The organism is Curtobacterium sp. PhB137 (genome assembly GCF_003814955.1).
Taxonomy (GTDB): Bacteria; Actinomycetota; Actinomycetes; order Actinomycetales; family Microbacteriaceae; genus Curtobacterium.
Genome location: NZ_RKQO01000004.1, coordinates 874,572 through 894,325, shown reverse-complemented (window position 1 = coordinate 894,325; position 19,754 = coordinate 874,572). Strand labels below are relative to the sequence as shown.

Annotated in this window: 22 protein-coding genes; 12 read left to right on the top strand and 10 right to left on the bottom strand. The window is 70.6% G+C overall.

The annotated features are described in order from the left end of the window. Positions 1-12: 12 nt before the first annotated feature. On the bottom strand, positions 13-1,179 hold the full coding sequence (locus tag EDF28_RS04720; protein WP_123937339.1) for an RtcB family protein: 1,167 nt from the start codon (positions 1,177-1,179) through the stop codon (positions 13-15). Between the two features lie 509 nt (positions 1,180-1,688). Here EDF28_RS04720 and EDF28_RS04715 point away from each other — a divergent pair. Both EDF28_RS04715 and EDF28_RS04710 read left to right on the top strand, forming a co-directional pair. Next, a complete protein-coding gene (locus EDF28_RS04715; protein WP_123937338.1) occupies positions 1,689-3,518 on the top strand; it encodes a glycoside hydrolase family 15 protein in 1,830 nt (609 codons plus the stop codon). A gap of 13 nt (positions 3,519-3,531) precedes the next feature. Continuing rightward, positions 3,532-4,134, top strand: coding sequence for a DUF1992 domain-containing protein (locus EDF28_RS04710; RefSeq protein WP_123937337.1), 603 nt, complete (start codon positions 3,532-3,534; stop codon positions 4,132-4,134). Between the two features lie 75 nt (positions 4,135-4,209). On the opposite strand, the gene EDF28_RS04705 is transcribed toward EDF28_RS04710, so the two are convergent. Then, a complete protein-coding gene (locus tag EDF28_RS04705) occupies positions 4,210-4,890 on the bottom strand; it encodes a hypothetical protein (RefSeq protein ID WP_123937336.1) in 681 nt (226 codons plus the stop codon). Between the two features lie 197 nt (positions 4,891-5,087). On the opposite strand from EDF28_RS04705, the gene EDF28_RS04700 reads away from it, so the two are divergent. The 6 genes from EDF28_RS04700 (at position 5,088) to EDF28_RS19135 (ending at position 10,181) form a co-directional block, all read left to right on the top strand. Next, positions 5,088-7,484, top strand: a complete 2,397-nt coding sequence (locus EDF28_RS04700) for a phosphoketolase (RefSeq protein ID WP_123937335.1) — start codon at positions 5,088-5,090, stop codon at positions 7,482-7,484. 93 nt (positions 7,485-7,577) lie between these two features. After that, a complete protein-coding gene (locus EDF28_RS04695) occupies positions 7,578-7,928 on the top strand; it encodes a hypothetical protein (protein WP_123937334.1) in 351 nt (116 codons plus the stop codon). Continuing rightward, positions 7,909-8,124: a hypothetical protein gene (locus EDF28_RS04690; RefSeq protein WP_123937333.1), complete on the top strand. Its 216-nt coding sequence runs from the start codon at positions 7,909-7,911 to the stop codon at positions 8,122-8,124. The genes EDF28_RS04695 and EDF28_RS04690 overlap by 20 nt, the downstream gene beginning before the upstream one ends. 33 nt (positions 8,125-8,157) lie before the next feature. Then, complete coding sequence (locus tag EDF28_RS04685) at positions 8,158-8,841, top strand: fumarylacetoacetate hydrolase family protein (protein ID WP_123937332.1); 684 nt, start codon at positions 8,158-8,160, stop codon at positions 8,839-8,841. A gap of 159 nt (positions 8,842-9,000) precedes the next feature. Beyond that, positions 9,001-9,993: a sugar phosphate isomerase/epimerase gene (locus tag EDF28_RS04680; RefSeq protein WP_148086808.1), complete on the top strand. Its 993-nt coding sequence runs from the start codon at positions 9,001-9,003 to the stop codon at positions 9,991-9,993. An 11-nt stretch (positions 9,994-10,004) separates the two neighbouring features. Continuing rightward, the gene (locus EDF28_RS19135) at positions 10,005-10,181 is read left to right on the top strand and encodes a hypothetical protein (protein WP_165901280.1); all 177 of its coding nucleotides are present in this window, start codon (positions 10,005-10,007) and stop codon (positions 10,179-10,181) included. Between the two features lie 3 nt (positions 10,182-10,184). Here EDF28_RS19135 and EDF28_RS04675 read toward each other — a convergent pair whose 3' ends face one another. From EDF28_RS04675 to EDF28_RS04655, 6 genes are all read right to left on the bottom strand, one after another. Beyond that, the gene (locus tag EDF28_RS04675; RefSeq protein WP_123937330.1) at positions 10,185-10,514 is read right to left on the bottom strand and encodes a hypothetical protein; all 330 of its coding nucleotides are present in this window, start codon (positions 10,512-10,514) and stop codon (positions 10,185-10,187) included. Continuing rightward, the gene (locus EDF28_RS04670) at positions 10,511-11,080 is read right to left on the bottom strand and encodes a hypothetical protein (RefSeq protein ID WP_123937329.1); all 570 of its coding nucleotides are present in this window, start codon (positions 11,078-11,080) and stop codon (positions 10,511-10,513) included. Before EDF28_RS04670 ends, EDF28_RS04675 begins: the two co-directional genes overlap by 4 nt. Then, positions 11,077-11,691, bottom strand: a complete 615-nt coding sequence (locus EDF28_RS04665; protein ID WP_235035797.1) for an RNA polymerase sigma factor — start codon at positions 11,689-11,691, stop codon at positions 11,077-11,079. The genes EDF28_RS04670 and EDF28_RS04665 overlap by 4 nt, the downstream gene beginning before the upstream one ends. 153 nt (positions 11,692-11,844) lie before the next feature. Further along, positions 11,845-12,000, bottom strand: a complete 156-nt coding sequence (locus EDF28_RS19130) for a hypothetical protein (protein ID WP_159570798.1) — start codon at positions 11,998-12,000, stop codon at positions 11,845-11,847. Positions 12,001-12,179: 179 nt separating this feature from the next. Then, on the bottom strand, positions 12,180-14,696 hold the full coding sequence (locus EDF28_RS04660) for an ATP-dependent DNA ligase (protein WP_123937328.1): 2,517 nt from the start codon (positions 14,694-14,696) through the stop codon (positions 12,180-12,182). Continuing rightward, a complete protein-coding gene (locus EDF28_RS04655) occupies positions 14,693-15,583 on the bottom strand; it encodes an SDR family oxidoreductase (RefSeq protein WP_123294896.1) in 891 nt (296 codons plus the stop codon). Before EDF28_RS04655 ends, EDF28_RS04660 begins: the two co-directional genes overlap by 4 nt. 106 nt (positions 15,584-15,689) lie before the next feature. Here EDF28_RS04655 and EDF28_RS04650 point away from each other — a divergent pair, with 106 nt between their 5' ends. From EDF28_RS04650 to EDF28_RS04635, 4 genes are all read left to right on the top strand, one after another. Continuing rightward, the gene (locus EDF28_RS04650; RefSeq protein WP_123937327.1) at positions 15,690-16,697 is read left to right on the top strand and encodes a Ku protein; all 1,008 of its coding nucleotides are present in this window, start codon (positions 15,690-15,692) and stop codon (positions 16,695-16,697) included. A 70-nt stretch (positions 16,698-16,767) separates the two neighbouring features. Continuing rightward, a complete protein-coding gene (locus EDF28_RS04645) occupies positions 16,768-17,148 on the top strand; it encodes a hypothetical protein (RefSeq protein WP_123937326.1) in 381 nt (126 codons plus the stop codon). Positions 17,149-17,384: 236 nt separating this feature from the next. Next, positions 17,385-17,588, top strand: a complete 204-nt coding sequence (locus EDF28_RS04640) for a hypothetical protein (RefSeq protein WP_123937325.1) — start codon at positions 17,385-17,387, stop codon at positions 17,586-17,588. A 239-nt stretch (positions 17,589-17,827) separates the two neighbouring features. Further along, on the top strand, positions 17,828-18,439 hold the full coding sequence (locus EDF28_RS04635; RefSeq protein WP_123937324.1) for an antibiotic biosynthesis monooxygenase: 612 nt from the start codon (positions 17,828-17,830) through the stop codon (positions 18,437-18,439). Here EDF28_RS04635 and EDF28_RS04630 read toward each other — a convergent pair. Together EDF28_RS04630 and EDF28_RS04625 are read right to left on the bottom strand one after the other, a co-directional pair. Then, positions 18,436-19,047 (bottom strand): TetR/AcrR family transcriptional regulator, encoded by a 612-nt coding sequence (locus EDF28_RS04630; RefSeq protein WP_123937323.1) that lies wholly within the window; start codon positions 19,045-19,047, stop codon positions 18,436-18,438. The genes EDF28_RS04635 and EDF28_RS04630 overlap by 4 nt on opposite strands. Continuing rightward, positions 19,044-19,754, bottom strand: coding sequence for a DUF998 domain-containing protein (locus EDF28_RS04625; RefSeq protein WP_123937322.1), 711 nt, complete (start codon positions 19,752-19,754; stop codon positions 19,044-19,046). Before EDF28_RS04625 ends, EDF28_RS04630 begins: the two co-directional genes overlap by 4 nt.

The following is a 19,754-nucleotide window of genomic DNA, read 5'->3' as shown; positions in this document are numbered from 1 at the left end:
CCGCGCCTCCCGTCAGTCGCCCTTCACGTTGACGACCTGCCGCAGCGTGTGCCGGATCGACACGAGGTCCGACGCATCCGCCATGACCTGGTCGATCGGCTTGTACGCGCCCGGGATCTCGTCGAGGAACGCGTCGGTGTCGCGGTACTCGATGCCGACCATCGCCTCCCGCAGCTGGTCGTGGGTGAAGGTCCGCCGTGCCGCGCTCCGCGAGAACAGCCGGCCGGCTCCGTGCGGCGACGACTCGAGCGACGGCTTGTTGCCGAGGCCCTCGACGACGTACGACGCCGTGCCCATGGACCCGGGGATCAGGCCGGCCTGACCTGCCGTCGCCTGGATCGCGCCCTTGCGGGACACCCACACGGACTTCCCCCAGTGCGTCTCGCGCTGCGTGAAGTTGTGGTGGCAGTTGATCCGCTCCTGCTCGTCGACGGGGGTACCGACGACCTCGGACAGCTGCCGCACGACGCGGTCCATCATCTCCTCGCGGTTGAGCAGGGCGAAGTGCTGTGCCCACCGCAGCTCGGCGATGTACCGGTCGAACTCCGGCGTGCCCTCGACCAGGTAGGCGAGGTCGGGGTCCGCCAGCTGGATCCACCAGCGCTCCATCAGCCGCTTGGCGACCGTGATGTGCCGCTGCGCGATCTTGTTGCCGACGCCCCGCGATCCGGAGTGCAGGAAGAGCCAGACCCGGTCCTGCTCGTCGAGGGAGACCTCGATGAAGTGGTTCCCGGAGCCGAGCGTGCCGAGCTGGTTGCGCCAGCCGCCGTGCGCCTGTGCGGGGTCGAACCCGGCGGCGTCGGCCATCGCCTCGAGCTCGGCGATCCGCGGCTCGGCGGTCGCGACGATCTTGCGGTTCGACGCGCCGGCCGACAGCGGGATCGCGCGCTCGATCTGCTCGCGCAGCTCCTGCAGGTCGTCGGGCAGGTCGGCCTCGGTGAACTGGGTCCGGACCGCGATCATGCCGCAGCCGATGTCGACGCCGACGGCAGCCGGCATGACCGCGCCGAGGGTCGGGATGACGGAACCGACGGTGGCGCCGAGGCCGAGGTGGGCGTCCGGCATCAGGGCAAGGTGCGGGAACACGAACGGCATGCGTGCGGTCGTGCGGGCCTGCTGCTCGGTGTTGTCCTCGAGCATCGAGGCCCAACTCAGCAGCCGGTCGTTGATCTTCTTCATTGCTTCGTCTCGCTTTCAGGATGGCCGTCTGGACGGTCGTCTGGACGGTCTTCGATGACGGTCCGGGACGGTGTCCGGCCTGCGCTCCGGGCGACGTCGAGCGCGACGTGGCGAGGATGAGCAGGACGACGAACGCCCCGGGCCGGGTGGGCACGGGGCGTCGAGGGACGTTCCGTGCCTACGCGGGATAGCGGAGGGACCACTGCTGCTGCGGTTCGGGCAGTACGGCGGTCGCGTCGAGCTGGAGCTCGACGCGTTCCTCGTTGTGCTGCACGGCGCGCATGCGCTGTCCTTCCGGTGTGCCCGGGGCGGGCGTTCCTGCCGGCGGCGTTGGTGCCGCTGGCGTTCCTGCCGTTGGGCAGGAGAGCGACAGTAGTGCGACACGCCCGGGATGCGCAACTCACCCGGGCGTGTCGAGGTCGTCCACAGCCGGGAGGTCCGTCCCGCGTCCTCCACAGCGGGGTACGTCCGCCTGATGGTCGCGCCTCGGGCGCGGGCAGTCTGGGTGCATGACGGAGCGCACCGAAGACACCCTCGACGCGGTCGACACCCACGCACGCACCGACGGCTACGCCCCGCTCCGCACCTACGGAGCGATCGGCGATGGTCGGACCGTCGCGCTCATCGCCCGCGACGGGCAGATCGACTGGCTGCCGATCCCCTCGATGGACTCACCGCCCGTGTTCGCGGAGATCCTCGACGCCGAACGCGGCGGCCACGTGGCGCTCCGCCCGGTGGACCGATCGGCCGACGTCACCCGCGAGTACCTGCCCGGCACCAACGTGCTCGTCACCACGTGGACGACACCGTCCGGGCGGGCGACGGTGACGGACGCGATGGTCACCGGGGTCGCCGGCCGCCTGCCGTGGGCCGAGGTCGCGCGCTGCGTTCAGGGGGTCAACGGGTCCGTGGAGTTCGAGTGGGCCGTCGTGCCCGGCACCCTGCTGGGGACCGCTGAACCGAAGCGCCTCGACACCGCGAACGGCGCCGTCATCGGCATCGACGGCATCACGATCGCGATCGTCGAGCAGGGGTTCGACCCGGTGGACGACGACCGCCCGCGCTTCTCCGGCCGGTTCACCACCGGCGACGGATCGAAGCACATCCTGACCATCGTCGGCACGCACGACGAGCCGATCTTCATGCCGCGGCCGGAGAGCGCACTCGCCGCGATGGACCGCACGATCGACAACTGGGCGACCTGGTCGGAGGAGTTCTCCTACGACGGCCCCTGGGCCGAGGCAGTGCAGCGCAGCGCCCTCGCCCTGAAGCTGCTCATCTTCTCGCCGACCGGAGCGATCGCGGCGGCGCCGACCACGAGCCTGCCCGAGGACCGGACCGGCGGCAAGAACTGGGACTACCGGTTCGCCTGGGTGCGCGACCTGTCGTACACCGTGCACGCCCTGACCCGGTTCGGCCTGCGCGAAGAGACCCACGCGGCGGTGTCGTGGGTGATGCGCACCATCGCCGAGCACGACGAGGACATGCCGATCTTCTACGAGCTGGACGGCACGAAGAGCGACGACGTCGAGGAGCGCGACGTCCCCGGGTGGAACGGCATCGGCCCGGTCACGGTGGGCAACCGCGCTGGCGACCAGCTGCAGCTCGGGGTCTGGGGTGACGTCTTCGAGATCCTGCGCCAGTACGTGAACGCCGGCAACGTCCTGGACCGGAAGACCGCGGCCGTCCTGCAGCAACTCGCCGACGACGCCTGCCACCGGTGGGAGGAACCGGACTCGGGCATGTGGGAGCTCGAGGACACCCAGCACTACGTCACGAGCAAGATCGGCTGCTGGCAGGCCCTCGACGCCGCGGTGGACCTCCACGATGCCGGCATGATCGACGGGCCGCGCGCCAAGTGGGTCGAGAACCGCGAACTGATCACGCAGTGGGTCGCGGAACACGGCTGGGACGAGGAACGCGGTCACTACGTGATGTACCCGGGTTCGGACGCGCTCGACACGTCGATCCTGCTGCACGCGATGAGCTCCTTCGACCGCGGCCCACGCATGGCGTCGACCATCCGGGCGATCGAGGAGCAGCTGCAGCGCGGACCGCTGGTGTACCGCTACTCGGGCATCGAGGACGAGGAGTCGCCCTTCGTCGCGTGCTCGTTCTGGCTCGCAGCCGCGATGGCCTGCACGGGCCGGATCGACGACGCTCGGACCCTGATGGACGAGATGGTCGGCCAGGCGAACGACGTCGGGCTGTTCAGCGAGATGATCAGCGAGGACGGCTCGTTCATGGGCAACCTCCCCCAGGGACTGTCGCACCTGGCGCTCATCCAGGCAGCGCTGACCATCGAGGAACTGACTGGCGAGGACGACCACTCGGAGTGATCATGGAGGGGTCATGAACGACGTCGATGCACGGATGGACCGGCTCCGCAGGGCCGCTCGCTACCGTTACCAGCAGCTGGTCGACAGTGAGATCGAGCGGGGGTCGCTCGATCCGGACGAGGTGCGTGAGGAACGCCGGCTGCTGAAGGCGGCAGACGTCGCCGCCCACGCTCGGGCGCAGATCGAGCAGGCCGAGCGCCGCGGCGTCTTCGAGGGCAATCCGTACCACGGCAAGCCCCTGCCCGGGAACGACGGGCAGCACGACCCGGACTGGTGGATCCGCTCCAAGATCGAACGCGAGGACATCCGCGGTATCGCTCCTCCCGCTCTCGCACTCCGCACCGAGGACGCGGAACTCGACGATGCCCTCGACGCACTGTCGACGGAGGCCGACGTGCGCGATGTCCTGGTGGACTTCAACGCCCGGGTGAAGGAAGCCCGACGTCAGCTGCTCGGTGGGCCGCCGGTCGTGACGCCGCTGCGGGACGTCGATGACGAGGTCACCGCGTGGCGTGACCGCCGGGAGGCCCGTCTCGCCGCGGCCGCAGCGGCTGCGGCTGCACTGGCGGCCGGGTCTGACGACCGACCTCGTCGGTGGTGGCGCCGGCGTCACTGAACGTGGTGAAGGGCCGTCCCGGTTGCCCGGGGCGGCCCTTCACGTGTGGTGCGGTGGTGCGTGTGGTGCGGGGCGTTACTTGATCTGTGCGGTGATGGTGGCGGTGCCGACGAGGAGGCCGCGCTTGACGGCGTCGGTGCCGAAGGTCTTGTTCAGCAGGCCGGCGGCGTCTTCGGAGACGTGGACGGTGGTGCCGGTCAGGATGGCGTTGTCGCCCTCGAGCTGGAGGGGCTTGAGGGAACCGCCCCAGAGCTCGAACAGGAACGCGTTGGACGCGGCGACCTTGCCGTTGACCAGGACGTCACCGTAGAGCTTGGAGGAGCCCGGGTTCACGACGAAGTTCTCGAGCGTGACGGTGGTGTCGCCGGCCTTCAGCGTGAGGCCGGAGTCGTCGTGGTTGAGCAGGCCCTGCACGTAGGGCTTGTAGTTGCCGTCCGGCGACCAGTACGTGACCGACCCGGCGGTGATCGGGAACGACACCGACCCGTCAGCCAGGGTCGCATCTCCCGAGACGCCGGGGGTGAGCTTGAGGGCGGTGAGGGCGTCGGTGAAGCCGGAGTCGAGCTTCACGGCGGTGGAGCCGCCGAGGACCTCGGGGACCGAGGCGACCGGTGCGGGGATCTTCGACGACGACGACGAGACCGTGTGGATCGCGGGGGTGGCGGCCTGGGCGGAGGAGATGCCGAACGCGGCACCGCCGAGCACGAGGGCGCCGGTCGTGGCGAGGGTGATGGAGGTCTTCAGGCTCTTGCGCATGGTGATCTGTCCTTTGCTGTGTGGGCACCCCGGCCTACGGCCGACGTATGCTCCTGTGCGTACGCTGAACAACGGCCATGTCTGACCGGAGAGCGCCCTGGGCTTTTGCCCTGTGCAACTCATTCGGTGCACCCCCGCGATCGGTTTGGAACGGGTTTCCTGAGGTTCACGGGGCCGGCATTTCGTAGCGTGGGGGCATGGCTCCTGCACAGCTCTCCACCACCGACCGACTCCGGGCGGTCGACGCCTGGTGGCGTGCCGCCAACTACCTGACGGTCGGGCAGATCTACCTGCTGGACAACCCGCTGTTGGGGCGGCCGATCGAGCCCGACGACATCAAGCCCCGGCTGCTCGGACACTGGGGCACCTCGCCCGCCCTCAACCTCGTGTACGCGCACTGCAACGCGCTGATCGCCGAGACCGGACGCGAGTTCCTCTACGTCTGCGGCCCGGGCCACGGCGGCCCCGCGATGAACGCGAACGCCTGGCTCGACGGCACGTGGGGCGAGCTGTACGCGGACGACGACCTGCAGCGCTTCTTCCGGCAGTTCTCGTTCCCGGGCGGGATCCCGTCGCACGCGGCACCGGAGACACCCGGGTCCATCAACGAGGGCGGCGAACTCGGCTACTCACTCGCCCACGCGTACGGAGCGGCCCTGGACAACCCCGACCTGGTGGTCGCGTGCGTCGTCGGCGACGGCGAGGCGGAGACCGGCCCGCTCGCGGGGTCGTGGCAGGCACACACCTTCCTCGACCCGGTGTCCGACGGTGCCGTGCTCCCGATCCTCAACCTCAACGGGTGGAAGATCGCGAACCCCACCGTCCTCGCCCGCATCCCCGGTGAGGACCTGACCGCCTACTTCCGTGGCCTCGGGTACGACCCGATCGTGGTGGACTCGAAGCGGGTCGACGACGACCCGTACGCCGTGCACGCCCTGTTCGACGGTGCTCTGCGTCGAGCGCTCGCATCGATCGACGACATCCAGGCGGCAGCTCGCGCGCAGGCCGAACGTGCGGCTGCCGGGCAACCCGCCGGCGCCGCCGACCTGCGCCCGCGCTGGCCGATGATCGTCCTCCGCAGTCCGAAGGGGTGGACCGGGCCGAAGGAGGTCGACGGCCAGCAGGTCGAGGGGACGTTCCGCGCCCACCAGGTGCCGCTGTCCGAGGTCCGCGAGAACTCCGCACACCGCGCCCAGCTCGAGGAGTGGATGCGGTCCTACCGACCCGAGGAGCTCTTCGACGCGGACGGGAACCCCGTCGGGATCATGACGACGATCCGTCCCACCGGCGACGACCGGATGAGCGCCACTCCCCACGCCAACGGCGGGCGCATCCGGACGGCCCTCGACCGGCCCGCGCTCGACGCGTACGGGGTCCCCGCCGGCTCGACGGCCTCGGCCACCGGCACGCTCAGCCCGTGGCTCGCAGCGCTGATCACGAAGAACCCGTCGTCGTTCCGGCTCTTCGGCCCGGACGAGACGATCTCGAACAAGCTCGACGCCGTCTTCGACGTCACCTCGCGCGTGTGGCGGGCACAACGCGCGGTCGGCGACGAGCACCTCGCTGCCCGTGGACGCGTGACCGAGGTGCTGTCCGAGCACCTGCTGGAGGGCATGCTCGAGGGTTACGTCCTCTCCGGCCGGCACGGGCTCCTGAACACCTACGAGGCGTTCGCCCACATCATCGACTCGATGGTCGGGCAGTACGCCAAGTGGCTCGAGTCCTCGACCGACATCGAATGGCGTGCGCCCGTGTCGAACCTGTCGATCCTGCTGTCGTCGCACGTCTGGCGGCAGGACCACAACGGGTTCTCCCACCAGGACCCCGGGTTCCTCGACGTCGTCGCGTCCAAGCAGCAGGACCTGGTCCGGATCAAGCTGCCCGCCGACGCCAACACGCTGCTCGCCGTCGCGGCACACGCCTTCGAGACCACCGACCGCATCGAGGTGATCGTTGCCGGGAAGCACCCCGAGCCCGTCTTCCTGTCCCTCGAGGACGCCGTCGCCCACGCGGACGCAGGTCTCGGGGTCTGGGACTGGGCCGGTACCGAGCAGTCCGTCGGTCGCGTCGACGTCGTCCTCGCCTGCGCCGGGGACGTCCCCACGGTCGAGGCGGTCGCCGCCGCGGACATCATCCGGCAGCACGCTCCCGGGGTCGGCGTCCGGGTCGTCAACGTCGTCGACCTGCTCGCCCTCGGCGATCCCCGGAAGCACGAGCACCCGATCCCAGACGAGCGGTACGACGAGCTCTTCCTGCCCGGGACCCCGACGGTGTTCGCGTTCCACGGGTACCCGTCGCTCGTGCACCAGCTGACCTACCGTCGCAACGGGCACGACGACCTGCACGTGCATGGCTTCCTGGAGCAGGGCACGACGACGTCGCCGTTCGACATGCTCATGCGGAACGAGATGGACCGCTTCGCGCTGGCGCACGACGCCCTGACGCGGGTCGACGCCGGTGCACACGCCGAGTTGCTCGACCGGCTGTCCGCCGCACGGGACGCGGCCCGCGAGTACGCCTACTCACGGGGCGAGGACCACCCGTCCGTCGACGGGTGGGAGTTCTCGGGGTGGCCGCAGGACCCGTCTGCCTGATCCCTCCTGCACAGGCCGGGAGGCCCGGATCACCGTCCACAGGACCGGTCACGCCCGCCGCGTGGCCGGTCCTGTGGCGTCAGGGTGGCGGGCATGGACATCGGCTGGATCAGTGCACTCGTGTCGGTCACGAGCGCGTCCGTCGCAGTGGGCGCACTCGTCGCCTCGGTGCTCGACGGGCGCGCCGGTCGGCGAAATACGGAGTTCTTGGGGCATCGCGACCTCTGGTGGCAGCGTTGGTCGTGGGTCGCTGACCGAGCAACCTCGGATGACGAGGACAGGCGCGCGGCAGCTGCCGTGATGTCCGCGGCACTGGTGACCCGGAGCTGGACGACTGATGACGACACATGGACGTCCACGGCGCTCGCTGACTTCGAGGCAGCACGAGCGGAAGCCCGGAGACAACAGGAAGGAGTGCACGCAGATGATCTCGACGCTGACTGATGAAGAGTTCAAACGATGGCTCGACAACCGCGAGATGACGACACCACGGCTCCTCGCGAGCCCCCACTACGGTCCGCTGATGCTCGCCAAGGGCGCCGAAGAAGAGCTCGCGCAGATGCGGATCGAGTGGCGCGAACGGCAGGAGCGCGCCCGCGCGCGGAAGCTCAAGTACGAGGCGTCCTTCGGTGAGAGCTGAACCGACGCCCTGCGAGCCTGCCACGCTGAGACCGTGACCGACCTCGTCATCCCGGCCCCGAGCCTCCCGACCGTCCCCACGACCACGGGCGCACGCTTCCCCGTCCGACGCGTCTTCTGCGTCGGTCGGAACTACGCGGCGCACGCACGCGAGATGGGTCACGACCCAGATCGCGAGCCGCCGTTCTTCTTCACCAAGCCGGCGGACGCCGTCGTCGTCGACGACGCGGACACCCCGTACCCGCCGCAGACGGCGCAGCTCGAGCACGAGGTCGAACTGGTCGTCGCGATCGGCACCGGCGGCGCGGACATCGGCGTCGACGACGCGCTCACCCACGTCTGGGGCTACGCGGTGGGCATCGACCTCACCCGACGCGATCTCCAGGCCGAGGCCAAGCGCCTCGGTCGCCCCTGGGACACGGCGAAGGGGTTCGACGCCTCGGCACCGATCGGCGCGATCGTCCCGGCGCAGGGCATCGACCCGACGGCTGGTGTGATCGAGCTCGTCGTCGACGGCGAACGACGGCAGGTCGGTGACCTGGCGGAGCAGATCTGGTCGGTGGCAGAGACGATCGCGGCGCTGTCGCGGTCGGTGACGCTCGCCCCCGGGGACCTGCTCATGACGGGGACGCCCGAGGGGGTCGGGGCCCTGCAACGCGGACAACTCGTCGTCGGCACGATCGCCGGCATCGGCACGGTCCGCACCCGCATCGTCTGACCGGCGTTTCCGCAGTGTGACGCGCCGCTGGGAGGGCTCGCAGACACGCCGGGTATCCCTGGTGCGACGCCAGGTGGGGATCGCGGCGTCGCACACACGGGGCAGGACCATCGCGACGGGCGTCTGCAGCTGCTCCGGGATGACGGAGGTACGGCCGTGATGGAACACGATCTGCTGGCGACGTCGTGGACGTGGGCGGGCGACGAGCCCATCAGCGAACGGGTCCACGCGGTCGGTGCCGCTGGGTTCGCCGGGCTCTCGTTGTCGCTCGACGACCTGCACGAGGTGCGTGCGACGACGGGCTTCGCCGAACTCCGCCGCATGCTCGACGGTGCGGGGATCGTCTGGGTCCAGTTGGGGCCGCTCGACCGCTGGTGGACCTGCACGAGCCGGGCCGACGACGACGCCGCCGACCGCGGGGTGGTCCTCGAGGCCGCCGCGGCGCTCCGTGCCTGGCAGGTGATCGCTCGTGCCGACACGACGTTGCCCGGCGCCTCACCGATCACGATGGCCGACGACTGGACCGTGCTGGCCGACCAGGCCGCGGCCGTCGGCGCGCAGCTCGTCCTCGAACCCGAGCCGTGGTCGAACCTGCCGACGATCGAACGGGCCTCGCGGTTCGTCGCAGCGGCGGGTCACCCGAACGGCGGGCTGCTGCTCGACGCGATGCACACCCTGCGGGGCGGGTCCACGTTGGCGTCGATCCGCCAGGCGGTCGCGCCCGCGACGCTCGCGGCGGTCGAACTGAGCGACGGGCTCCTGCACACCCCGGCCGGCATGACCCTGTCCGAAGAAGCCCGCGAGGCACGGTACCTGCCCGGAGCGGGCGCGTGGGACCTGCCGGGGCTCGTGCGCACCGTCCGGGAGCTCGGCTTCGACGAGCCGTGGGGCGTCGAGGTCCGGACCCCCGGCCACCGGGCGATGCCGATCGGCGACGCCCTGCGGACGGCCGCTGCGGCGACGCGCGCCGTGCTCGATGCGGCGGACGCGTACGGCGCACCGGCCGCGCCGGCGATGCCCTCGTCACCGGCTCCGACCTCGGCGGTCGACTTCGAGCCGCCCCGCCCCCGGACCGATCCGCGGGGCAGGACACACTGGGGGTCGCACCGCCCGGCCGGACGCCGGGACGCCGACACAGGCACGCCCGCGTAGCCTCCTGGAGCATGAGCGACCAGACTGCACACGACGACGACCTCCTCCGCCGCTCGCAGGAGTCCATCGACGAGGCCAAGGCCGCTGCGGCCGAGGTGTCCGAACCCGGCGAGGACGAGCTCGTCGACGAGGACCTCCCCGTCGCGGACGACGCCGAGCCGTCGGACGGACCGGCACCGGCCGCCTGACGCTCAGTCGATCTCGACGACGCGGACCGTGACGTCGGAGGGCGATGCCCCGAGGGAGTGGCGCGCTGCGGTCACGACGGCGTCACGCACGGCCCGGATGACCGTGATCGTCGGCACGGCCCGGTCGGTCGTGACGACCACGCGGATCCGCGCCCCGTCCGGGCGGTCCTGCACGAGCACGGCCCCACCGTCCCGCGGGATCTCGAGCACGGAGCGGACGTCGCGGACGAGCGTGGCGAGCCCGGGTCCGGGCGGCAGGACCGACCGGACGCCCGGCACCGCGAGGACGACGGAGGTGAGTTCGCGGGAGAGCACCCGGACGTCCGCGGTCACGGTGTGCCCCCGACCACGACGTCGGCGACGCGGACGACGACACTGCGGATCCGGAACGGTGCGTGCGCGCCGAGCACCGACGTGATGTGCGCCCGGAGCGCCTCGGCACGGTCCGACACCGATGCCTCGAGCGTGGCCACGATGGTGACGTCGACGTCCACGGCACCGCCGGGGACCCCGACGTCCCCGCTGAACCGGGTCCGCCGGACGACGACACCGGGCACGTCGTCACCGAGGGTGCGGACGAGTCCGCGCAGAGCCCCCTCGGTCACGACCAGGTGCGCGGCCGGATCGTCGTCGGGGACGGGGATGTCCCGTCCGGCGTGGGCGGTCGTCCGGATGGACGCGAGCACCGAGCTGATCCAGCGCTCGTCGCCGTCCGCCGATGCCTCGGTGTCGAGCAGGTCCCGTGATGCCACCCGCAGGGCCTGCAGCCGCTCGAGTGCGGCGACGGCTTCGGGGTCACCCTCGATGTCCGCCCGGACAGGAGTCCGGTCGGCGTCGAGGTAGTCGGAGAGTTCGTCCAGCGTGAAGGCACCGTGACGGTCGTCGACGTCGTCGGTCATCGCCACCCCTCCATCTGTTCGAGCACGTGTCGCCGCGCACGTGCGAGCAGCCCGCGGACGGTCGGCGCGGGCAACCCGGTCGCCTCGGCGATCTCGGCGTAGGGCGCCCCACCCACCTCGCGCATCACCCAGACGGCGCGCTGTGCATCCGGGAGTGCCTGCACGATACGCGCGAGTTCCCGCACCTGCATCCGGGTGGCGACCACCTCGTCGACGGGTCGTTCGTCCGGGGCGTCGACCATCGCTTCGAGGTCGGCGTGCGGGTGCCGCCCGCGGAGCCGGTCGAGGGCCTTGTTGGCCGCGATCCGGAAGAGCCAGTTGCGCACCCGCTCCGGGTCCTCGACCCGGTCGATGCGCTGCCAGGCCTGCAGTGCGGCTTCCTGGACGGCGTCGTCGGCCTCGCCGTCGCCGTACCCGAGGATCCGAGCCGCGTAGGCCCGCATGTGCGGTCCGTACCGACGGATCAGCACCCCGAACGCGGCCGTGTCGCCGTCGGCGCTGCGCTCGACGAGCGAGGCGTCGGACAACGCCGCGAGGGCTTCGTCGCTGGACAGGAGCAGCTCCTCTTCGCGGATCTCGGATTCTCGTGTGACGAATCGGGTGTTCGTCACGTCCTTAGTACGTGCCTACCAGGTACGCCTCCGCGCGCCTGGTGCGAGCGCGCCGTGGCCGGCCATCCCTGAAGGGTCGGTCACGGTGCTTCGACGGCGGCCCGTGCGCTCCCTGATCCGGTGCACGGGCCGTCTTCTCCCCCGCCCCGGCGGCTACTCGTCGGTCTCGTCGGCGAGGAAGTCCGCGTAGGTCGCTTCGGTGTCGGTCACCACGGCCCCCGGATCGACCGGGATCCGTGCGGCACGATCCCCGTTGATCGCGACGCGTTCCTCGGCCGTGTACGGCGGCAGGTACTTGCTCGAGCTCATCCCCAGGCCCTTTCGTCCCGGCGAACGTAACAGTCGGCGGCGGACCGGCGGCCGGACATGTGGAAACGTCCCCCGCCCGGGCGCCGGACGGGGGACGGAATTTCGCCACGGGCGGACCCCATGCGCACGCATCAGCGCGTTCGCGAGCTGGCACAGGGCGGCCGGTCCGGCGAGGCAGGTCAGTGCTCGCGCACCACGTCCTCGGGGTCCTTGTCCGGACGCCAGCCCCGCCAGGACGGCTGCCGCAGGCGTCCGTCACCGGTCCACTCGGCGAACTCGACCTCGCCCACCCGCTTCGGCGTCACCCAGTGCGCGTCCCGTGCGTCGATCCGGGGCACGTCGACGAACGGCGAGGTCTTCCGGTCGAGCGGTCGCAGCGCTGCGGCGATCTCGTCGAGGTCGCGGTCACGGAACCCGGTGCCGACCTTGCCGACGTACTCGAGACCGTCCGGACCGGGCACGCCGAGCAGCAACGAGCCGATCCCACCCGCTCGACGACCGCTGCCCGGCTTCCACCCACCGACCACGACTTCCTGCGTGGCGTGGTGCTTCAGCTTCAGCCAGGCCTCGGACCGCCTGCCCTCGGCGTACTTCGAGCTGCGCTTCTTCGCGACGACCCCTTCGAGGCCCTGCTCCTGCGACGACGTCATCACGCCGTCGAGGTCACCCTGCGAGGCTGGCGGCACGTCGATCGCCCCGCCGGGCTCGACGACCGTCTCGAGCGCTTGCCGCCGGGCGTCGTACGCCAGGCGGGTGAGTTCGTGCCCGTCGGCCTCGAGCACGTCGAAGACCAGGAACCGCACGGGGGTCGTCTGCTGCGCCGCCCGCACCTCGCGCGCCTTCGTCAGGCCCATCCGGTTCTGCAGGAGCTGGAAGCTCGGGCGCCCCCGGTCGTCGAACGCGACGATCTCGCCGTCGAAGACGCCGTCGACCCCGGCACGGTCGCCGAGTTCCTGCAGTTCCGGGTACTGCTCCGTCAGGTCGTTGTCGTTCCGGCTCCGCAGCGTGACCGAGCCGTCCCGGACGGTGGCGAGCGCACGGACGCCGTCCCACTTCATCTCGAACGCCCAGTCGGCCGGGTCCAGCCGGGGTGCGTCCTTCGCCAGGGTGGCCTGCATGGTCCGTCGGTCCCCCGGAGGGGTGTCCGCAGGGCTGGCTCCGCTGATGCGCCGCTGTCCGTCTCGGTGCGCGGCAGAGGGACGGGAGGCCCGCCCCGCGTCCGTCGCGCCGCCGGCGTCCGCCAGCTTGTCGGGTTGCTCCTTCGTGCGGTGGATGAGCCAGTTCTTCTCGTCGCCCGCTCCGCCCCGACCGCGGGTGTGCAGGAGCGCCAGTCGGCGAGCGCCGCCGGTCCGACCGTGCAGGGTGACGATGACCTCTTCGCCCTCGCGCCACTTCTCGAGCTCGTAGGTGCCGTCGTCCCAGAGCGTGACCGTGCCGCCGCCGTACTCGTCCTTCGGGATCGTGCCCTCGAACGCGCCGTACTCGAGCGGGTGGTCCTCGGTCTGCACGGCCAGGTGGTTCTTGCCCGGGTCGGTCGGTTCGCCCTTGGGCAATGCCCAGCTCACCAGCACACCGTCGTGCTCCAGCCGGAAGTCGTAGTGGTCGCGGGTGGCGTGGTGCTCCTGGATCACGAACGTCGGGGTGCCGTCCTTCCGGACCGTGGGGGCTCCTTCGGGCACCGGTTCCGGCGTCTTCGATGCGTCGCGCTTCGCGCGGTAGGCAGTGAGCCGGTCGCGAGCCGGCTGCTCGGCCTCGTTCGCACGCTCGGTCCGGTCGCTGTCCCAGTGAACGTGGTCGTCGCGCCCGACGGCCAGCGAGGCGGAGGCGACCGGGTGCAGGTGGTCCCCGTGCGCCTGCAGGCGTTCGAGGACCTCGTCCAACGTGAGCTGCGCGAGCCCGCGTTCCTCGAGTTCCTTCCAGGTGCGGGGTGCTGCGACCGTCGGCCGCTCGCGGCCGCGCAGCGAGTACGGCGCGATCGTCGTCTTGTTGCCGTTGTTCTGCGACCAGTCGACGAACACCTTGCCCGTCCGCTCGGCCCGGCTCATCGACGACAGCACCAGGTCGGGCAGGTCGTGCTCGAGCGCCTTCGCGAGTTCGTGCGCGACGTCGGAGACGTTCGCCGTGGTCGACCGGCCGTCGAGGGCGGCGTAGAGGTGGATCCCCTTCGAACCGGAGGTCACCGGGTACGGGTCGAGCCCCATGCCGTGCAGGATCTCGCGTGCCGCGACCGCCACCTCGACGCACTCGGGCAGGCCGACGCCCTCGCCGGGGTCCAGGTCGAGCACGAGCCGGTCCGGGTTCTGCTGCCCACCGCGCGGGCCGAACCGCCACTGCGGCACGTGCAGTTCCAGCGCGGCCTGCTGCGCCATCCACACGAGGGTCGGCAGGTCGTCGACGATCGGGTACTCGTTGTCGTGCTCGGAGTGGTGGATGGTGTGGTGGCGGACCCAGTCGGGCGCGGAGTCCGGCAGGTTCTTCTCGAAGAAGACCTTGCCGTCGACGCCGTTCGCCCACCGCTTCCGGGTCACTGGACGGTCCTTGACGTGCGGGATAATCCACGGCGCCACACGCTCGTAGTACTCGATCACCCGCCCCTTGGTCGTGCCGGTCTCGGGGTAGAGCACCTTGTCCGTGTTCGTCAGCGCCAGTCGCCGATCGCCGACCAGGACGACGGTCTTGCGGGCCGCCGGACTCACAGCGCCACCCCGGTCGCTCCCGCCACCGTCAGGGTCGTGCCCGAGGTGTACGACGACTCCGGCCCCGCCAGGTACACGTAGGCGCTGCCGAGCTCGACGGGCTGCGCCGGCCGGCCGAAGGGGGTGTCCTGGCCGTACCGTGCGATCTCGTCGCCCGGGTAGCTGATCGGCTGCAGTGGCGTCCACACGGGCCCGGGCACCACGGTGTTCGCTCTGATGCCCTTCGCCGCGAGCTGCCGCGCGAGGCCGTTGGTGTAGGTGGTGATCGCGGCCTTCGTCGCCGCGTAGTCGATCATGCGGTCCTGCGGCTGGTACGCGGACACCGAGCTCGTCGTCACGATCGCGCTGCCCGGCGCCATGTGCGGCACGGCAGCCCGGACCAGCCAGAACAGCGAGTACAGGTTGACCTTCATCGTGCGGTCGAAGTCCTCGGTCGACTGCTCGGTGACGTCCTCGTGCACCAGCTGGTGTCCGGCGACCAGGACGAGGGCGTCCAGCCCGCCGAGGTCGCGCACCGCCGTCCGGACGAGTTCGTCGCAGAAGCCCTCGTCCGTCAGGTCACCGGGCAGCATCACGGCGTTGCGACCGAGGTCGGCGATGACGTCACGGACCTCGGTCAGGTCGTCGATCTCCTCGGGCAGGGAGTTCAGTGCGACGTCTGCCCCTTCCTTCGCCATCGCGATCGCCGCGGCTCGGCCGATGCCGGAGTCGGCACCCGTGACGAGCACGCGGTACCCCCGCATGCGCCCCGTGCCGAGGTAGGAGACCTCGCCGTGGTCGGGCGGCGGGTCCATCGCACTGGCCAGCCCGGACCCCTGCTGCGTCTGCGCGGGGAACGGCGGCCTGGCGAACTGCGAGCGCGGGTCCTGCTTGTCGAGCTGGCTCATGCGCCCATCGTGCTCGCGTCGACCGGTCGACGGTCCAGCGAACCCGGATCTGTGGAGAACCCGTCGGCTGCGGGCACTCCCGTGCGGACACGGGCATCATGTGCGCATGAGGTCGATCTGGAAGGGTTCCATCGCGTTCGGGCTCGTCAACGTGCCCATCAAGGTGTACGCGGCCACCGAGACCCACGACGTGTCCCTGCACCAGGTCCACGACGAGGACAAGGGCCGCATCCGCTACAAGCGCGTCTGCGAGTTCGGACACGAGGTCGAGTACGCCGACATCCAGCGTGCCTACGACGACGGCGACAAGACCGTGGTGCTGACCGCGGACGACTTCAAGCAGCTCCCCGAGGAGCAGTCGCACGAGGTCGAGGTGCTCGAGTTCGTCCCCGTCGATCAGGTCGACCCGATGATGTTCGAGAAGACGTACTACCTCGAGCCGGACTCGCGCTCGCCGAAGGCCTACGTGCTGCTGCGCGAGACCCTGGCGAAGACCGACCGGCTCGCGATCGTGCAGTTCACGCTGCGCCAGAAGACCCGGCTCGGCGTGCTGCGCGTCCACGACGACGTCATCCTGCTGCAGGGGCTGCTGTGGGGCGACGAGGTCCGAGCCGCCGACTTCACGGCGCTGGACTCGTCGGTGAAGGTCAGCGCGAACGAGCTGAAGATGTCCTCGTCGCTCGTCGAGAGCATGTCGACGGACTTCGATCCCGACCGCTACACCGACTCCTACCAAGAGGAACTGCAGCAGCTCATCGACGCCAAGCTCGACGCCGGTGACGACATCGACACCGAGAAGACGTTCGGCGCGAAGGAGGACGAGGACGACGAGGGCGAGGGCGGTGACGTCCTCGACCTGATGGCCGCCCTGCGTGCGTCCGTGGACAAGAAGCGGACAGGAGGCCCGGGGTCGCGTCCGTCGTCCAGCTCGCGTTCGTCGTCGGGTTCCGACTCGAGCACGTCCGGCTCGACGAAGAAGGCACCGGCCGCGAAGGCGCCCGCCAAGAAGTCTGCGCCAGCGAAGGCCACCGAGAAGAAGACCCCGGCGAAGAAAGCGCCCGCCAAGAAGCCCGCGGCCAAGAAGGCGCCCGCCGAGAAGAAGCAGGCGAGCTAGGCGTCTTCACTGCTGCGCGGTGTGATGTGATCCGGGGTGTGATCTGGGGTGTGAGTGGTAAGTTGCAAGCATGCGCACCACTGAGCTCCAGGCATTCGAACGCTCGATCCGCGCTGACCTCCCGGAGATCGTGGGGGACCTCCGCTCGGTTCTCGGCTCCAAGCTGGTCGCGTACATCGCGGGGGTGAACGAGACCCGAGCGGTGCAGCAATGGTCCGAAGCCGGGGGCCGACGGCCATCAAGCGTCGTCGAGCAGCGGCTGAAGCTCACGTTCCGCGTGGCCGAGTTCATCGCCGGGGTCGACGGAGAACGCGTTGCCCAAGCCTGGTTCCAGGGACTCAATCCGCGACTCGACGACGCTTCCCCGGCGCGGACCCTGCGCGAGGGCGACCTGGACGAAGTCGGCCCGAGGGTCTTGGACGCGGCCCGAGCGTTCGTGGCGAACGGCTGATGAAGCTCGAGGGCGACCTCGTCGCCTGCCGCCCCGACGGACCGGTGTGGCGCGTCGGTCGGAAGCCGACGCCGTGGGGTTGGTCCGATTGGAAGTGGGCAGACGGGGGAGTGTTCCCTGGCCGATGGGATTCGCCGAACGGAACCTACCGGACGAGTTACGCGGGTTCCTCGCCGTTCGCGTCCCTCGTCGAGGTACTCGCACAGTTCCGCCCGGACCCGCAGGTCATCGACGCAATGGCGGAGATCATCGAAGACGAAGTCGATGCGCTCTACCCGACGGGCCAAGCCGGTGTCGTACCGTCGACGTGGTTCCGAGAGCGGCTCCTCGCCCGCGCGGCGCTTTCCGGAGTGTTCTGCGACGTCGGCGCAGCTGCGACCGTGGCACAGCTCCGTCCGGAGTTCCTCGAGTCCGCGCAGCGGCTGGGGCTCGCGGAGTGAACCCGGTGTTCGACGGAGTGCGGTTCCTTTCCCGGCACGGGTCCGACCTCGAGCTCTGGACGGTGTTCGAGCGATCGGACGACGGGGACCGGAGCCGGTTGCTCCACGACGTCACAGCGGAACCGCTCCGAACGCACGATCCTGCAGTGATCGCGGCGATGCAGCTCCACGGCCTGTCAGCAGAGGACTGACCTCCTCGACGACACGAGCCGGTAACACGCGTCCGCGACACTGGACCCATGACTCCACAAGAGCCAGGGAGCCTGCAGTCGTCACCCGAGACCGCCGGCCCGCCCGTCACTGTGTCCATCACCCGCCTGGTCGAACCCGACCGCATCCCCGAGGTCACCCACTGGGTGCAGTCCGGCGTGAACCTCGCCAACCGGTACCCGGGGTTCCTCGGCTCCGGGTGGGTGCGGTCGAGGGCGCAGTCCCGCGAGTGGCACATGCTCTACCGCTTCGCCGATCACGACTCGCTGGCCACGTGGGAGAACTCCGACGACCGGCTCCGCTGGCTCGACCTCGGTCGCGACCTGGTCGTGGAGTCCCGCGTCGAGAAGCGCACCGGCATCGAGGGCTGGTTCGACGTCCCGCAGGACGCCCCGGCCTCGAGCGCTCCCCCGCGGTGGAAGCAGGCGGTGAGCATCTGGCTCGGCTTCTTCCCGGTGAACCTGGCGTTCACGATCGTCGTCGGGCTGCTCGTGCCGTCGTTCGCGGGACTCGCAGCGCTGCCGCGGGTGCTCATCACGACGCTCGTGCTCACACCGATCATGACGTTCTGGGTGCTGCCCTTCGTGACGAAGCTGATCCGTCCGTGGCTGTTGGCTCCACCGAGGTCCGAGCGGCCCTAGCCGACGACCCCGAGCGGCACGAACCCGTCGTGGCCGAGGGCGTCCCACCCGACCTGCAGCATGTGCGGCCGGGCCTCGGCGGCGGAGGCCTCGGTCTCGTACGTCAGCGCGAGCATCACGATCGCACCGAACGCCCCGGAGACCCGCGCCCGCCGGTCCAGCGGGGTGGCCGTGGCGTCGGCCATGTCGATGCCGAACACGTCGAGGAGCGTCGCGGCGACCGGTTCGAGCCGGACGCCGACGTCGTCCCCGCGCCGCAGGGTGAACGCCGCGAGGGCGAGTTCCGCCCACCCCGGCCGGGCGAGTGCGAGGTCGGCGATCCCCGCGAGCGCCGCGGCGTCGCGGGACTCCCCCGCGGGGGCGTCGGAGGCAGCTGCCCGGATCGCCTCGGTCTGCACGGCGCACTGCGCGAGCGCGGCCTCGACGAGCAGCTCCTTGCTCGTGAACCGGGCGAGGATGCCCGCCTTCGAGTAGCCGGCCTGGTCGGCGACGGCCTGCACGGCGGTGTCCTTGATGCCGCGGCGGGCGATGAGTCCGGCGGTGATGTCCAGGACGTCCCCGTTGATCTCCTCGGCAGAGGGCCGAGCACGGCGCGCGGGGCGGATCATGCGCGGACCACCGTGGCTCGTGCCGCCCGCTGGCGCCGCGTCCCCGCGACCAGCAGGGTGATCCCGGTCATGAGCTCCCACGCGACGATCGTGTACACGGATGCACGCTCCCACACGCCGTCGGGGAGCACGTCGATCACCGTCGACGACGAGTCCACGACGAGCATCACGAGGGAGACGAGGCCGACGATCCCGAGCACGACGCTCGCGATCCGGAAGGCCGCCGGCGCCCGCAGCGCCCGGGACCCGATGCCGGCGGTGATCGCCACGAGGTTGCCGGTCGTGATCGCTGCCGCCGCGCCGAGCACGTGGAACACGATGGTGCCGCCGTCGGTGCTCGTCTGGCTGCCGTGGAACGAGCCGACCAGGACCATCCCGACCAGGTGGACCACGGCGAGGACCGCGGTCGCCACCCGCGCACGGCGGGACGCGGCACGGAACACCGCGACGGCGAGCACCGCTGCGATCCCGAACAGGACGCCCTGCCCGATGAACGTCGTGTTCATGAGCGCGTGCAGCGGTGAGTCGATCCCCCGCCCCTGGAACGCGCCGACGTCGGGGACCCCGAGGTCGGAGATGTAGTTCGTCGCGTAGCTGTAGCCGGGGAACGCCGACGCCGAGACGGCTTCGCCGACGAGCCATCCGACTCCCGCGACCGTCCAGAGTGCGCCGGGGACGAGCGCACGGGGTGTGTCCCTTTTGGTCAT

What these genes read in the sequence shown, in the direction of transcription:
- EDF28_RS04655 (WP_123294896.1), bottom strand. Translation starts at nt 15,583, where the DNA reads ATGAGCCAGCTCGACAAGCAGGACCCGCGCTCGCAGTTCGCCAGGCCG.
- EDF28_RS04710 (WP_123937337.1), top strand. Translation starts at nt 3,532, where the DNA reads ATGAACGACGTCGATGCACGGATGGACCGGCTCCGCAGGGCCGCTCGC.
- EDF28_RS04645 (WP_123937326.1), top strand. Translation starts at nt 16,768, where the DNA reads ATGCGCACCACTGAGCTCCAGGCATTCGAACGCTCGATCCGCGCTGAC.
- EDF28_RS04705 (WP_123937336.1), bottom strand. Translation starts at nt 4,890, where the DNA reads ATGCGCAAGAGCCTGAAGACCTCCATCACCCTCGCCACGACCGGCGCC.
- EDF28_RS04630 (WP_123937323.1), bottom strand. Translation starts at nt 19,047, where the DNA reads ATGATCCGCCCCGCGCGCCGTGCTCGGCCCTCTGCCGAGGAGATCAAC.
- EDF28_RS19135 (WP_165901280.1), top strand. Translation starts at nt 10,005, where the DNA reads ATGAGCGACCAGACTGCACACGACGACGACCTCCTCCGCCGCTCGCAG.
- EDF28_RS04715 (WP_123937338.1), top strand. Translation starts at nt 1,689, where the DNA reads ATGACGGAGCGCACCGAAGACACCCTCGACGCGGTCGACACCCACGCA.
- EDF28_RS04680 (WP_148086808.1), top strand. Translation starts at nt 9,001, where the DNA reads ATGGAACACGATCTGCTGGCGACGTCGTGGACGTGGGCGGGCGACGAG.
- EDF28_RS04720 (WP_123937339.1), bottom strand. Translation starts at nt 1,179, where the DNA reads ATGAAGAAGATCAACGACCGGCTGCTGAGTTGGGCCTCGATGCTCGAG.
- EDF28_RS04695 (WP_123937334.1), top strand. Translation starts at nt 7,578, where the DNA reads ATGGACATCGGCTGGATCAGTGCACTCGTGTCGGTCACGAGCGCGTCC.
- EDF28_RS04640 (WP_123937325.1), top strand. Translation starts at nt 17,385, where the DNA reads ATGGCGGAGATCATCGAAGACGAAGTCGATGCGCTCTACCCGACGGGC.
- EDF28_RS04650 (WP_123937327.1), top strand. Translation starts at nt 15,690, where the DNA reads ATGAGGTCGATCTGGAAGGGTTCCATCGCGTTCGGGCTCGTCAACGTG.
- EDF28_RS04670 (WP_123937329.1), bottom strand. Translation starts at nt 11,080, where the DNA reads ATGACCGACGACGTCGACGACCGTCACGGTGCCTTCACGCTGGACGAA.
- EDF28_RS04700 (WP_123937335.1), top strand. Translation starts at nt 5,088, where the DNA reads ATGGCTCCTGCACAGCTCTCCACCACCGACCGACTCCGGGCGGTCGAC.
- EDF28_RS04635 (WP_123937324.1), top strand. Translation starts at nt 17,828, where the DNA reads ATGACTCCACAAGAGCCAGGGAGCCTGCAGTCGTCACCCGAGACCGCC.
- EDF28_RS04690 (WP_123937333.1), top strand. Translation starts at nt 7,909, where the DNA reads ATGATCTCGACGCTGACTGATGAAGAGTTCAAACGATGGCTCGACAAC.
- EDF28_RS04625 (WP_123937322.1), bottom strand. Translation starts at nt 19,754, where the DNA reads ATGACCAAAAGGGACACACCCCGTGCGCTCGTCCCCGGCGCACTCTGG.
- EDF28_RS19130 (WP_159570798.1), bottom strand. Translation starts at nt 12,000, where the DNA reads ATGAGCTCGAGCAAGTACCTGCCGCCGTACACGGCCGAGGAACGCGTC.